This is a genomic window from Halomonas sp. LMYGS-3 (genome assembly GCF_059509875.1).
Map to the genome: position 1 here is coordinate 1 of NZ_JCAKFQ010000020.1, position 13,441 is coordinate 13,441.

The 13,441-nt window shown below is 69.1% G+C and carries 11 protein-coding genes; 2 read left to right on the forward strand and 9 right to left on the reverse strand.

What is annotated here, in order from left to right; all coding sequences use genetic code 11:
• Positions 1-197 precede the first annotated feature (197 nt).
• Entirely contained in the window at positions 198-1,127 is a 930-nt protein-coding gene (gene pqqB / locus AC5W54_RS16320) for a pyrroloquinoline quinone biosynthesis protein PqqB (RefSeq protein WP_495963152.1), read from the reverse strand.
• Positions 1,128-1,211: 84 nt separating this feature from the next.
• Positions 1,212-1,283 carry a pyrroloquinoline quinone precursor peptide PqqA gene (gene pqqA / locus AC5W54_RS16325; protein WP_102629406.1) on the reverse strand — a complete coding sequence of 24 codons (72 nt, stop codon included), beginning with the start codon at positions 1,281-1,283 and terminating at the stop codon, positions 1,212-1,214.
• A 328-nt stretch (positions 1,284-1,611) separates the two neighbouring features.
• On the opposite strand from pqqA, the gene AC5W54_RS16330 reads away from it, so the two are divergent.
• A complete protein-coding gene (locus AC5W54_RS16330; protein WP_495963153.1) occupies positions 1,612-2,112 on the forward strand; it encodes a hypothetical protein in 501 nt (166 codons plus the stop codon).
• Between the two features lie 119 nt (positions 2,113-2,231).
• On the opposite strand, the gene AC5W54_RS16335 is transcribed toward AC5W54_RS16330, so the two are convergent.
• Genes AC5W54_RS16335 through ptsP form a run of 3 tightly spaced genes read right to left on the reverse strand, consistent with a single transcriptional unit; the run spans position 2,232 to position 7,845 of the window.
• Positions 2,232-3,980, reverse strand: coding sequence for a PTS fructose-like transporter subunit IIB (locus AC5W54_RS16335; RefSeq protein ID WP_495963154.1), 1,749 nt, complete (start codon positions 3,978-3,980; stop codon positions 2,232-2,234).
• Entirely contained in the window at positions 3,977-4,951 is a 975-nt protein-coding gene (pfkB, locus tag AC5W54_RS16340) for a 1-phosphofructokinase (RefSeq protein WP_495963155.1), read from the reverse strand. Before pfkB ends, AC5W54_RS16335 begins: the two co-directional genes overlap by 4 nt.
• The gene (gene ptsP, locus AC5W54_RS16345; RefSeq protein WP_495963156.1) at positions 4,951-7,845 is read right to left on the reverse strand and encodes a phosphoenolpyruvate--protein phosphotransferase; all 2,895 of its coding nucleotides are present in this window, start codon (positions 7,843-7,845) and stop codon (positions 4,951-4,953) included. The genes pfkB and ptsP overlap by 1 nt, the downstream gene beginning before the upstream one ends.
• A 245-nt stretch (positions 7,846-8,090) precedes the next feature.
• Here ptsP and cra point away from each other — a divergent pair, with 245 nt between their 5' ends.
• On the forward strand, positions 8,091-9,110 hold the full coding sequence (cra, locus tag AC5W54_RS16350) for a catabolite repressor/activator (protein WP_495963157.1): 1,020 nt from the start codon (positions 8,091-8,093) through the stop codon (positions 9,108-9,110).
• Between the two features lie 7 nt (positions 9,111-9,117).
• Here cra and AC5W54_RS16355 read toward each other — a convergent pair whose 3' ends face one another.
• The 4 genes from AC5W54_RS16355 to AC5W54_RS16370 form a co-directional block, all read right to left on the reverse strand.
• Positions 9,118-11,298 carry an ATP-binding protein gene (locus AC5W54_RS16355; RefSeq protein WP_495963158.1) on the reverse strand — a complete coding sequence of 727 codons (2,181 nt, stop codon included), beginning with the start codon at positions 11,296-11,298 and terminating at the stop codon, positions 9,118-9,120.
• Between the two features lie 24 nt (positions 11,299-11,322).
• Entirely contained in the window at positions 11,323-11,841 is a 519-nt protein-coding gene (locus AC5W54_RS16360) for a putative pterin-binding protein (protein ID WP_495963159.1), read from the reverse strand.
• Positions 11,842-11,932: 91 nt separating this feature from the next.
• Complete coding sequence (locus AC5W54_RS16365) at positions 11,933-12,451, reverse strand: lysozyme inhibitor LprI family protein (protein WP_495963160.1); 519 nt, start codon at positions 12,449-12,451, stop codon at positions 11,933-11,935.
• A gap of 100 nt (positions 12,452-12,551) precedes the next feature.
• Positions 12,552-13,379, reverse strand: a complete 828-nt coding sequence (locus AC5W54_RS16370; protein ID WP_495963161.1) for a DUF2189 domain-containing protein — start codon at positions 13,377-13,379, stop codon at positions 12,552-12,554.
• Positions 13,380-13,441: the final 62 nt, after the last annotated feature.

Genomic DNA, 13,441 nt, shown 5'->3' on the forward strand with positions numbered 1-13,441 from the left:
AGAAGCGGTTGGCGACCCAGCCGCGGATCTGTTCCGGCGTGGCGCGCCCCGCGGCCATGTCGACCTGGTAGGGGTGATGGACATGGTAGTAGGCGCCCTTGGCCAGCAGGGCCTCGCGGAAGGCCTCGGGCGGCAATGGAGCTACATCGGATGGCGTGGCGGCGATCGCACTCATGGCTGGCTCCCGTCGGTAGGATTCACAGCGTCAGACGCATGCCGTCGTAGGCGACCTCGATGCCGTGGGCATCGAGCGTGGCCCGCTCGGCGGAGGTCGTGTCGAGAATCGGATTGGTATTGTTGATATGGATGAGCAGGCGGCGGGTGGCCTCTGGCAGGGCATCGAGCTCAGCGATCATGCCCCCTTCGCCTGCCAGCGCCAGATGGCCCATCTCCGCTCCCGTCGACTGCCCCACCCCCAGCCGCTGCATCTCGTCGTCGTGCCACAGGGTGCCATCGACCAGAACACAGTCGGCCCGCCGCATGAAGCCGCGCACCTCGTCGGTCAACCGGCCCAGCCCCGGGGCATAGAACAGCGTGGCGCCGCCGGCGGCGTCCTCGATGAACAGCCCGAGGTTATCGCCCGGGGTGGGCGAGCCGCGACGCGGCGAATAGGGCGGCGCATTGCTGTCCAGTGCCACCGCGGTGAAGCGCAGCCCGGGGCAGCTCGGCACGGTGAAGGCCACCCGGCGATGCTCGCCGTCGAGCCGGATCGGTTGCCAGCGCAGCCCGCCCCGCCAGTGATGCAGCATCGGGAACAGTGGAAAACCGCTGCTCAGGTCATGATGTACGCCGGGCGTGCACCATACATCCAGTGGGCAGCCTTCGCGCAGCGACAGCAGCCCGGTGACGTGATCGATCTGGGCGTCCACCAGCAGCACCTCGGCGATGCCGCTGTCGCGCAGCCCGCGGCGTGGATGCAGCTCGGGAGTGGCGGCGAGCTGAGCACGGATGTCCGGCGAGGCATTGCACAGCAGCCAGCGCTCGCCGTCGCTGCTGATGGCGATCGACGACTGGGTACGCGGCGTGACGGTCGGCTCACCCTGCCGTGCAGCCCGACAGTTAGGGCAGTTGCAGTTCCACTGCGGCAAGCCGCCGCCCGCTCCGGATCCCAGTACCAGAATCTGCATGCGTGATCCCCCCGGTGGCGCGTGCTCGGTGACGCCGGCGGGCCCGGCACGCGCCGTCAGGACGCACCCGGCCCGCCGCGGCTCTCAGCGGTTGGCGATATAGAGGGTCACCTCGAAGCCGAGGCGCAGGTCGGTATAGCTAGGCTTGGTCCACATGGGAAGTTCTCCTGTCGTGTGACGAGTGAAAATGGCATTGCCAGACACAGTTAAGCACCGGAAGCCGCTGCAGAATGCAGTACTTTGGCAGGAGCACGGCACCTCATTTCGACCCCCTCGGACACGGCACCGGGGAACCGGCCATGGGCCTTCGCCGGGTGCCGAGGCCGGGCCCGCGCGTCCCGCCACGCCGACGAGTATGAGCGTCTGGTACTTTGGACGGCAGGGAGGAAAAGTTGACAACGATCAAGGGCAATGATCGGGCAAGGAGCCTACCTTGTGTTGACGGAGCCCGGAAGAGGCCCGAGTGACAACAGGAGAGAACGCCGTGCCACCGCTTACGTCAAGCAACGCCGCCCACGCCTGCCCGACCGATGAACAGCTTCGCCTTGCCCACGACCACGAGCACCGCGAGATGCAACGCTATCGCGGCCTCGCGCTGAGCTTCCTGCCCACCCGCCCCCGGGTCAGCCGGCTGATGGCCGCCATCGGCATCGAGTGCGAGCAGCGACTCGCCGCGCTGGAGGCCCTGGCCGACCACCTGCGGCTGCGCCACTGCCTGCCGGCAGCGCCCCCCCGCCGCCTGCGGCTGCCGGAGGCCCATCGGTTGCATCTTTTCATCGCCAACGATGCCATGGCCTGCCAGGCCCTCGGCTATGCCCACGCCGCCGCCCATCACTCACGCCAGTTCAGCGAACTGCTGGTGCGGTTCTGCCACACGGCGGAACTCGAGGCCCTGCTCGGACACTTCGTCGAGCAGAAGCGACACGAATGCCGCCTGCTGGAAGAGGCCCAGGACTCCGCCTACGCGGCCTCCGCCTGGGCTTGACCATCGAGCACGCCCCCATTCGAGCGCCATGATGGGCCACCGCGGCACCGTCGTGAGCATCGAGCGCAAGACGCCCCCGGGCCTGGCGGTCCGGGGGCGTCGCGTTGCAGCGGCATCGGTCAGGCGCTGGCCTGGACCGCCACCTCCTGGCCACCGCGCTTGATCGTCGCGTAGCCAAGCCCGGTGACCAGTGAGCCAACGACGATGGCGGCGAGATACAACAGCACCGGCGTGATCGCATTGGGAATCATCAACACGAAGATGCCACCATGGGGGGCCATCAACTGAGCGCCGACCAGCATCGAGAGCGCACCGGTCACCGCGCCACCGGCGATGCAGGCGGGGATCACCCGCAGCGGATCCTTGGCGGCGAAGGGGATGGCCCCCTCGCTGATGAAGCACAAGCCGAGGACAAAGGAGGCCTTGCCCGCCTCGCGCTCCGGTTCGGAGAACTTGTGCCTGGCGACGAAGCTGGCGATGCCCATGCCGATGGCCGGCACCATGCCGGCGGCCATGATCGCCGCCATGGGCGCGTAGGTCTGGGAGGCCAGCAGGCCGACACCGAAGGTGTAGGCGGCCTTGTTGACCGGCCCCCCCAGGTCGAAGCACATCATGGCGCCGAGCAGGATGCCCAGCAGCACCGCATTGGTGGAGTCCATGGCGGCCAGGAAGCCGGTCAGCCCGGCGAGGATCGCCGCCACCGGCTCGCCGATCACGTAGATCATGGTCAGACCGGTGACCAGGCTCGATACCAGCGGGATGATCAGGATCGGCTTGAGCGACTCGACGCTCGACGGCAGCTTGACGTGACGGGTCACGGCCAGCGCCACATAGCCCGCCAGGAAGCCGGCCAGGATGCCGCCGATGAACCCGGCCTCGATGTTGGCCGCCAGCATGCCACCGATCATGCCCGGGGCGATGCCCGGCCGGTCGGCGATGGAATAGGCGATGTAGCCGGCGAGCACCGGGATCATCAGGGCGAACGCCGTGCCACCGCCGATCTGCATCAACGCCGCGGCGAGCGTCCCCTCCTGCTCGAAGGCCTCGATGCCGAAGACAAAGGAAAGCGCGATCAGCAGGCCACCCGCCACCACCATCGGCAGCATGAACGACACGCCGGTGAGCAGGTGCTTGTAGACGCCCTTCTCCTTGATGCTCTTCTTCCCTTCGCCCCCGGCACCTGGGGTGGCGCCGGCGCTTTCCACCTCAGCCTGTTCGAGGGCCGCCTCGATGGTCGGCTGCGGCTTCTTCAGGGCGTTGCCGGTGGAGGTACGGTAGATGCGCTTGCCGGCGAAGCGGGTCGGGTCGACCTCGATGTCGCAGGCCAGGATCACCAGGTCCGCCGCGGCGATCTCCTCTTCGGTGAGCTTGTCCTGGGCACCCACCGAGCCCTGGGTCTCGACGCGGATCGCATGGCCCAGCGCCCTACCCGCCTCGCTCAGCGCTTCGGCGGCCATGAAGGTATGCGCGACCCCCGTCGGACAGGCAGTCACGGCGACGATCCTGCGTGCCCCACTGGCAGTCGCCGAGTCGGCCGGGGCCGTCTCGGCAGGCGGTTGGTAGTCGCTGGCTTCACGGCTGGCCCGCTCGAGGAAGGCGCGCGGGTCGGGCAACGCCCGGTCGATGGCGGCGTGATAGAGCCGCTTGCCGGCGAAGCGCTGGGGCGCCGGCACGTGATCGGCGGCGACCACCACCAGGTCGGCAGCGGCGATGGCCTCGGCGGTGACCGGCGTAAGCGGTTCGAGCTCGCCGTGCATCTCTACATGGGTCTGCCAGCCGAGGCGTTCGGCGGCCTGTTCGAGCCGGCGGGCGGCGAGGAAGGTGGTGGCCATGCCGCTGGGGCAGGCGGTGATGATGATGGCGTTCATGCGAGTGCTCCCCCTGCATCGACATCGTTGAGACGGCGAACGCGGGTCTGTTGTTGGAGTTGAGGGAAATCCAGGGCGCGAGGGTTTCCCACGCCCACGTGGCGAACGGCTTCGGCGGAGAGCGCCGTGGCCAGCCGCAGGACCTGCTCGGGGGGGTGCCCGGACAGGACCCCGTGCAGCATGGCCGCAACCAGGGTGTCGCCGGCGCCCACGGTGCTGGCTACGGCAAGGCGTGGCGGCAGCGCCTGCCAGGCACCGCGGCGGCTGACCCAGAGCACGCCCTCGGGGCCGGCGGAGATCACCGCCTCCTCGACCCCCTCGGCGTAGAGCCGCAGCGCCGCCTGGAGCCGGGCCCCCGACGCCGTCAGGGCCATGCCGGCCCAGGCGGCGAGCTCCTGTTCGTTGGGCTTGACCGCGGTGGGGCCGGCCGTAATGGCGGCATCGAGGGCGGCGCCACTGGTATCGAGCCACACCGGCAGGCCGGCCGTTCGCAGGCGCGTGACCAGCTCGGCGAGCGCCTCCGGTGCGATGCCCGGCGGCAGGCTGCCGGCGATCACCACCGCCTGGGGCCGGCGGGCAGGATCGGCGGTGCGGCCGTCGAGCCAGTCGAGCAGCTGCTGCCAGGCACCGGCGCCAATGGCCGCCCCGGGGCCGTTGATATCGGTGACCCGCCCATCGGCCTCGGCGACCTTGGCGTTGATGCGAGTCTCACCGGGTACCCGGATGAAGGCATCCTCCACGCCCAGCGTCTCGAAGGCACGCAGGAAGGGGCCGTCGTTGTCGGCGCCGAGGAACCCCGAGACGGCGACCTCATGGCCGAGCCCGACCAGCACCCGGGCCACGTTGACGCCCTTGCCGGCAGCCTCGAGGTGGGTCGCGCGGGTACGGTTGACCTCGCCGGGAACCAGCCGCGGAAGCTCGATCGAGAGATCCAGGGCGGGATTGAGGGTCAGGGTCAGGATCCTGGCCATCAGCGCACCTCCAGGGCGTCGCGTACCGCCTCGCCGGTGGCCTGGGCCAGCGCCAACTCCGCCTGGGCACGCGCCTCGGCCAGGTCGAACTCGCGCAGCCGTGCCTTGACCAGCGGCACCTGGCGGGCGCTGACCGAGAGCTCGTCGACGCCGAGCCCCACCAGCACCGGCACGGCGGCGGCGTCACTGGCCAGCTCACCGCACACCCCCACCCACTTGCCGTGAGCGTGGGCGGCCGCCACGGTCATCTCGATCAGCCGGAGTACCGCAGGGTGCAGGCCATCGGCCTGGGCGGAGAGTTCCGGGTGGCCGCGGTCGATCGCCAGGGTGTACTGGGTCAAGTCATTGGTACCCACCGAGAAGAAATCCACCTCGGTGGCCAGGGTCGGCGCCAACAGTGCCGCCGAGGGCACCTCGATCATCACCCCGAGCTGTACGTCACTGGCGCGCTCGGCCTCGGGGATCTCGACCAGCAGACGGTCGAAGATCGCCTTGGCGGCGCGGAATTCGGCGAGATCCTTGACCATCGGCAGCATGATGCGCAGCGGCCGGGGCTGTTTATCCGCTACGGGCGCCGCCGCGAGCAACAGGGCACGCAACTGGGTCTCCAGCACCTCGGGGCGGGTCAACGCCAGGCGAATGCCGCGCAGGCCCAGGAAGGGGTTGTCCTCGCGGGGCACTGGCCAGTAGGGCAGCGGCTTGTCGCCGCCCACGTCGAGGGTCCGCGCCACCAGCGGGCGGCCGTCCAGCGCGTCGAGGGCTTCTCGATACTCGTCGATCTGGGTCTCCAGGTCGGGGGCGTCGGCGTGGGCCATGAAGATGAACTCGGTGCGCAGCAGGCCGACCCCTTCGGCGCCACGCTCCACGGCATCCAGGGCGTGGGCGGTGTTGCCCAGGTTGGCAGCCACCTCGACGCGGTGGCCGTCGCGGGTCTCGGCCGTCTGGTGGCGCGCCTCCCAGGCCTCGGCCTCGCGGCGGCGCTGATCGGCCAGCCGCTGCTCGGCGCTCGCCAGGCGCTCCCCGGAGGGCGAGGCGGTGAAGCGGCCGCGCTCGCCATCGAGGATCAGTGGCGTGCCGTTTTCGAGCGTCAGCACCCGCTCGCCTGCCCCCACCGCGGCCGGGATGCCCAACGCGCGAGCGAGGATGGCGCTGTGGGACGTGGCCCCGCCGCGAGCCGTGAGCAGGCCGCGAACACGGGCGGTATCCAGGCGCGCCACATCGGAGGGCCCGACGTCGTCGGCCACCAGGACATAGGGCTCGTCCGGCGGCGTCGGAAGCTCGACGTGGCACAGGATGCCCAGCACCCGTCGGCCCACGTCGCGCAGGTCGGCGGCGCGCTCGGCGAGCAGGCGGTCGGCGAGCATCTCCTGGGCGTGGGCAGCGGTCTCGATGGCGTCCCACCAGGCGGCCTCGGCGGAGCAGCCCTCCTGGATGCCCTCGCGGGCTGCCTGGGTCAGTTCCGGGTCGCCGAGCATCTCCTCGTGCATCGAGAGGATCTGGGCCACCTCGCCGCCGCGGGCCTTCTGGACCAGGGCCTCGAGCTGCTCGCCCCCCTCGTGGATCGCCTGCTCGAGGCGACGGGTCTCGGCGGCGGGATCCGAGGCCCGCTCCGGATAATCGAAGCGCGGGGTGCGCAACACGAAGGCCGGGGCGATGGCCAGCCCCGGCGAGGCGGCCACCGCCACCTGGGGTTCATCGTCGGGCAGCGGCAGGATCTCGACCTTCGGCTCGGGCATGTGGTGCTCGCGACTCTCGTCGAAGGGCTGCACCGCCTCGCCCAGGCCCTCGGTCACCGCCTGGCAGACGGCGTCCAGCGCGCGCTCGGCGGTAGTGGCCGGGATGTCCTCGCCATCGATGGAGAACAGCAGCAGCTGACCGCGGCGGGCACCGAGGTTGATCACCTTGGTCAGGCTGGTGGCCGAGACCGCCTGGCCACCCCCCTCGGCCAGGCGCACCCGGATCGACACCTCCTGTTCACGGACCACCTGGACCAGTTGCTTGGCGGGACGGGCGTGCAGACCGTGGGCGTTGAGCACCCGCACTTGACGGGTGGTGGCATCGGCGGACTCCCCGGCCAGGCGCGCCAGCACGGTCGCGGCATCGGCGCCGCGCAACTCGCCCACCGCGCCACTCTCGAGCAGGGCGACGATGCGCTCCAGCAGGCCGCGATGGGCATCCCCTCGGGCAGCCAGGCAGAAGACGCCGGCTACCGTCTCGCCTTCCTGCTCCAGGAGCGACGCGGGTGTGGCCAGCGACAGCGCCGGTGCCTCGACGCCACGGTCGCTGCTGACCAGCCACATCCCCTGGCCGAGCCCCTGGGGCGCATGCTCGGCCACGGCGGCGACGAAATCGCTGCCCACACAACCGGCCTGACGCAGCCGGGCGGCACCGGCAAGTGCCAGCTCCTGGTGATCGCGGGCGGGAAAGCCGAGGCAGAGGGTGTCGGCGTCGAGTCTCGCCTCGACCACCGCCTTCGACAACAGACCGGCGATCTCGCCGCGCGAGTCGGCGGCAGCCAGGCGCTCGGCGACGCCCTCCCGGTCCAGCACATGGGTCAGCTGGCGCAGGATGTCGAGGTGTTCGTCGCTCTGGGCGGCGATGGTCACCAGGACATGGACGCGGTTGCCGTCGTGCCACTCCACCCCGGCCGGAAACTGCAGCACGCGAACACCGGTGCGGAGCACGTGAGAACGGCTCTCGGGCGTGCCGTGGGGGATGGCGATGGCGTTGCCCAGGAAGGTCGAGGATTGGGCTTCGCGGTCGAGCAGGCCATCGCGGTAGCCGGGCGCGACCAGGCCGGCCCGGTACAGGGCGTCGGCAGCGCGATCCAGCGCCGTGCGCCAGTCGTCGGCTCGGCAGTCGAGCAGGATGTCTTCCTGGCGTAGGGTCAACATGTGGCGCTCCTGAGGTTACGAGACATTGTGATGACGCCGGCCGTGGTGGCCTGACCTTCAGCCGACATCGCATCGCAGCATGTATCCAGAGCTTGAAATGGCTGTCGGCTGAATCGTGTCACCTGTTATGATTCCAATGCTGGATCGATTCATACTGCTTGGCAAGGAAGAATATCTACGACATTGGTAGGGGGCCGTGGAGTGGCACCTGACGTAGAATCGAGGCAACGCATTCGAGGTGGCCCATGACACTTGCTGAAATAGCCCGCCTGGCTGGGGTCTCGCGCACCACGGCCAGCTATGTGATCAACGGCAAGGCCGAGGAACGACGCATCAGCCGGGAGACCGTCGACCGGGTAATGGCGGTGGTCCGCGAGCATCGCTACCAGGTAGATGCCCAGGCCGCGGCGCTGCGCCGCGGCTCCAGCCGGATCCTGGGGTTGATCATTCCCGATCTGGAGAACGTCAGCTATGCACGGCTGGCCAAGCGCCTCGAGCGTGGTGCTCGTGAACGGGGCTACCAGCTGCTGATCGTCGGCTCCGATGACCAGCCCGAAAGCGAGCGGGAGCTGGCCCTGGCGCTGCGTGCCCAACGCTGCGAGGTGCTGATCACTGCCAGCTGCCTGCCGATGGAGGATCCCTTCTATCGCGAACTGATGGCCGATGGCCTACCGGTGGTGGCGGTGGACCGCGGTTTCGATCCACGCCACTTCGCCAGCGTGGTCAGCAACGACCGGGAAGCCGCCGAACGGCTGACCCGTTCGGTGCTCGACGACGACGTGAAACGCATCGCCTGGCTCGATGCGGTGCCTCGGCTCTCGATCAGCCGGGAGCGACGTGCCGGCTTCCAGCAGGCGCTGGCGGATAGCCGTGCCGAGGTACTCACCGCCGCCGCCGAGCGCTACGATCGCGCCGAGGGCGCATGCCTGATGCGTGAGTTGCTCGACCGCCACGGCCTGCCCGATGCGTTGGTCACCGCGTCCTACACCCTGCTCGACGGGGTCTTCGACGTGCTGCTGGAGGATGGCGGCCTACCCCAGACGCTGCGCCTGGCCACCTTCGGCGACAACCGCCTGCTGGACTTCCTGCCACTGCCGGTCAACTCGGCGGTACAGGATCACGACCGCATCGCCGCCGCCGCCCTGACCTGCGCCCTGGCAGCGGCCCGGGGCGAGTACCGCCCGGGCCAGCAGGTGATCGCCCGCAACCTGAGGTGGCGGCTGCCGGAGCGTTCGGTGCCGTTCCCCGGGGCCCTCGGCCGATAGCGAACCCTCAGCCGGTGGGTGACCAGGACTCCAGGTGGGAGAGGGCGGTCGTCAGGCAGTCACGCAGGATGACCACGACGCCGGCGGCCTCCCCCAACCTCTCGTCTCGGCCCATATGCTCCAGGCGCAGGGCCAGCCCGGCCACCTTCACCGCCCCCAGGCTCGAGGACTCTCCCTTGAGCTGGTGGGCCAGCCCCCTGACCCGCGCCGCGTCCCCCTCCATCACGGCCCGCTCCAGCTCCGCCAGGCGGTCGATGGCCTGACGACGGTAGAGCGCGATCAGCGCCGCCAGGCCCGCTTCCCCGAGGCTCTCCCGCAGGGCCGCCAGCGCGGCCGGATCCAGCGGCTGATCGGCGGCGACCGACTCGCCCGGCCCCTTCGGCCTGACGGGCACCGTACCGACGTGTTTCAGCTGGCGATGCAGGATCGCCACCAGGGCATCCTGGAACAACGGCTTGGTCAGATAACCGCTCATGCCCGCCGCCAGACAGCGCGTCTGCTCGCCACCTGGCCCCCCGGCAGTCATTGCCACGATCGGTATCTCGGCCGCCCAGCCGCCCCGCTGACGCAAGCGGCGGGTCACCTCAAGCCCATCCATGTCGGGCATCTGCACGTCCATGAAGATCAGATCGAAACGCTCTCGGGACATCCGCTCCAGGGCATCGGCGCCACGCTCGACGACACTCACCTGGCAGCCGAGGCGCTCCAGCATCGCCTTCGCCACCTGCTGGTTGACGGGATTGTCTTCGACCACCAACAGGCGAGCCTCGTCCAGGTGCAGCGGGCGTGGCACCGACGCCTCGCTCGCCGCCAGCAGGGGCTCGACCGGAGCCGGCACCAGCGGCAGCGTGAACCAGAAGCGGCTCCCCAAGCCGGACGCACTCTCCACGCCGATTTCTCCCCCCATGGCCTCGACCAGGCGCCGGCAGATCGCCAGGCCGAGGCCGGTCCCCCCGAAGCGACGTGCGGTGGAAGCATCGCCCTGCTGGAAGGGCTCGAACAGTCGGGACAGGTGCACCGGCGCGATCCCGCAGCCGGAATCGATCACCTCGAAACGCATCGTACGCTCATCTTCAATCAACACCACGAGGCGGACCTCGCCCTCGGTGGTGAACTTGATGGCATTGGAGAGCAGGTTCAGCAACACCTGGCGAAGACGGCTGGGATCGCTGATCACCCGGGGTGGCAACTCGGGGGCCAGGCAGCTGACCAGTTGCACGCCACGGGCGTCGGCGCGGTGGGTGAAGAGTGTCAACACGCCGTCGACCAGCTCGCCGAGCTCCAGCGGGCGTGACTCCAGCTCCAGGCGACCGGCCTCGATCTTCGAGAAATCGAGCAGGTCGTTGATCAGTTCCAGCAGCAGGCCGGCGCTGTCGTGGATGGTGGCGGCAAAGTGGCGGGCACGCGCCTCGAGCGGCTGATCGAGGAGCAGGTCGCTCATGCCGATCACCCCGTTGAGCGGCGTGCGGATCTCGTGACTGACCGTGGCGAGGAACTCCGACTTGGCCTGGCTGGCCGATTCGGCGCTGCGGGCGGTGACCTCGAGCTCACGACTCAGCGCCTCGAGGGTCCGCCGGGCAGCGGCGTTGGCGCGTGCCTCGCGGAACAGGAAGATCACTACCAGCAGCGCCGCCACGCTCATGGCCAGGATCAACGCCAGCAGCAACGCGTAGAGCGTCTGCAGTTGCTCCCGCTCACGGGTGCTGGTATCGGCCAGGTAACCGTTGATGGCAATGATCAACCGCTCGGTGCGCCCCCCCAGGGCCTCGAGCTGACGGTCCAGAACGAGCCGGGAGTCGCTGCCCAGGCTCTCCAGCCGCTCGATAGCGGCATCCAGCGCCTCGATCCGCTCCTCGATCTCGCTCATCAGGCCGGGAGCCACGGGAATGGTGTCGAGCAGCTCGGTGATATCGCCCTCCCGCAGCAGGGTAAGGCGGCTGTAGAGCAGCTCGAAACGCAGGTCCAGCTCCTTCAGGTTGCGGTCCGGCTGTCCCAGGTAGTTGCGCAGCTGTACCGTATCGCGGTCGAGCTTGTAGGCATGCCAGGCCGCATCGCCGCCCACGCTCTGGGCCATGCTGTCCTGTCGCCAGGAGACCAGCCCGACCACCACCAGGGCGGCGGCGAAGAACAGCAGTGCCGCCATGGCGCCCAACTTCAGGCGCAGGGGGTAGTGCAGCGCCGAGGGCATCCGGGCGCTCAGCTCATCCAGGCCTCAGGGCACATGCAGGTGCCCCACCTGCCAGACCGAGCGGAAGCGGATCGTCTCGGTAAGCAGCTCGGGATGGTCATCGAAGGGGTAGAGCACGAACAGCGGCCCGAAGTCGCGGATCGCCATCTCCTCGCCGTTGCGCTTCATGGCCAGGATGACGTCATAGTCGTGGAGGTCGGAGAGGGGAATCTCGGCCTCGTAGTCGTTCAACGCGCGTACCCGCACCCGATCGCCATTGGCGCCGGCGGCCGCCAGTACGTCCCTGAACAGCGGTCCCTCGAAGCGGCCCGGCCCGCTGTGCCAGGGCGTGTGCGTCTCTATCGTCATCGCCGAGAGAGCCTTGAGCATGCCACGGTCGAAACGCGCCTCGTCCCCCACGTTGGGGTGGTCGATGTCGCCACTGATGGTCAGGATGACCTCGTCGGAGGGCGGGGGCAACGAGGAAGCCGCGGCCGATGCCCCGGTCAGCAGGACGGTGGTGATCAGACCGAGCAGAAGAGACGTCGCAGCTCTCTGGCGCATGAAATCGATCCTGTTCGAGCAAACGGATGTCGGCAAGATTACGCGATTCGCGGGCAAAGGTCAGGTCGCCGTCCGCGGTATGGCGACTCACTCAGGGCGACGGTTCCTCGTCCCTGGGTGCCGACTCGCGGATCGCCTCCAGTCCATCGAGGAAACGCTGCAGACGATCGACCCGTCCCTCGAGCACGGCATTGCGATGCAACTGGCGCGACAGGGGGATGAGTTCGGGGTCGCCGAGTTCGGCCTCCTCGAGCTGGGCATGGTAGGCATCGACGAACGCCAGGTCAGCGTCGCGGCTGACCCGCCAGGCCCTGTTACTCGCCTCCAGGGCTTCCCGTGCCTCGCTGCCGAGCACGCTGGCCAGGCGAGCCGTGAGGCGCTCGACCTCTGCCTGCCACTTCGGCTCGGCGGCTTCGGCGCAGGCCAGCATCGCCTCGGGCACCCAGTCGCCCTCCTCCATGCAACCATCGAGCTGATGCGCGATGGGATGACTCGCCGACGCCGGTGGCGCCTCGGCGCGTTCGGCGAGAACCGGCATGGCCAGCAGGCAGAGAGCCAAGGGGCCGGAGACGCGGAGAACGGAAAGCTGGGCGAAACACGGCGGTAGCATGGCGGCATCCGACGACACAAAAACGAAGGGGGCGATGAACGCCCCCAGCATAGCGCTGCTTGCCGGGGAGCGCGACCGCCCCTGGCAGCTCCCCGACCGGTCAGCCGTGCAATTCCTCGGCGCCCTCGACCGGGTCGATACGCACCAGATCCTCGTAGGCATGCCAACTGGCGTGCCCGAGCACCGGCAGGATCAGGGCCAGTCCGATGTAGAAGGTCATCACCCCGATCAGCACGCAGCCGGTGAGGATGGCTGCCCACAGCAGCATGGGTCGGAAATTGCGTCCCACCGAGCGCACGCTGGCCTCGATCCCTTCCATGAAGGTCAGGTCCTGGTCCATCAGGGTCGGGATCGCCACCACGCTGATGGCGAAGGCGCCGAAAGCCAGGATGCCGCCGATCACGGTACCCACCGCGATCATGCCCAGCCCCTCCGGCGTGGTCAGCAGGGAAGCGTAGAGGGTCGTCGGACTGGGCACCTCGAAGCCGAAGAAGAGGGCGAACAGCAGGGTCGCCAGGCGGATCCAGGCGAGGAAGAAGATCATCATCATCACGCCCATCATCGCCAACTGACCGGCATGGGGACGCCAGGCCCCGAAGGCGTCACCCAGGTGCGGGGCACGATTGGCCTCCAGCGCCTTGCTGATGCCGTAGGACCCCACGGCGACCAGTGGCCCCAGGAACATGAAGCCGGCCACCAGCGGCAATAGCCAGTGCCACAGCCCGAGGGTCAGGGCGCCGGCGGTGATGGCAATGCTCAGCCCTACCCAGAACATCCCGTAGGCCAGGCTGACGGCCGTGGCCCGGCGGAAATCCTCGAAACCCGCCGCCAGCCAGGCCCGCGGCCTGTCCATGCCCACCGGGTTGATGGTGATCTTGACCCTGGGCGCTGCAGCCTTGTCGTGCGCTTTTGTTGATGCCGCATTCATGGTTTCACCCCTTCCGCCAAGTACAGCCCGACGCTACCGGGCCCGATCATGGTGGCACCCCC

Bases quoted from the DNA above. Each gene is read 5' to 3' on its own strand.
- pqqB (WP_495963152.1), bottom strand. From the start codon at position 1,127: ATGCAGATTCTGGTACTGGGATCCGGAGCGGGCGGCGGCTTGCCGCAG.
- AC5W54_RS16335 (WP_495963154.1), bottom strand. From the start codon at position 3,980: ATGAACGCCATCATCATCACCGCCTGCCCCAGCGGCATGGCCACCACC.
- pfkB (WP_495963155.1), bottom strand. From the start codon at position 4,951: ATGGCCAGGATCCTGACCCTGACCCTCAATCCCGCCCTGGATCTCTCG.
- ptsP (WP_495963156.1), bottom strand. From the start codon at position 7,845: ATGTTGACCCTACGCCAGGAAGACATCCTGCTCGACTGCCGAGCCGAC.
- cra (WP_495963157.1), top strand. From the start codon at position 8,091: ATGACACTTGCTGAAATAGCCCGCCTGGCTGGGGTCTCGCGCACCACG.
- AC5W54_RS16355 (WP_495963158.1), bottom strand. From the start codon at position 11,298: ATGCCCTCGGCGCTGCACTACCCCCTGCGCCTGAAGTTGGGCGCCATG.
- AC5W54_RS16360 (WP_495963159.1), bottom strand. From the start codon at position 11,841: ATGCGCCAGAGAGCTGCGACGTCTCTTCTGCTCGGTCTGATCACCACC.
- AC5W54_RS16365 (WP_495963160.1), bottom strand. From the start codon at position 12,451: ATGCTACCGCCGTGTTTCGCCCAGCTTTCCGTTCTCCGCGTCTCCGGC.
- AC5W54_RS16370 (WP_495963161.1), bottom strand. From the start codon at position 13,379: ATGAATGCGGCATCAACAAAAGCGCACGACAAGGCTGCAGCGCCCAGG.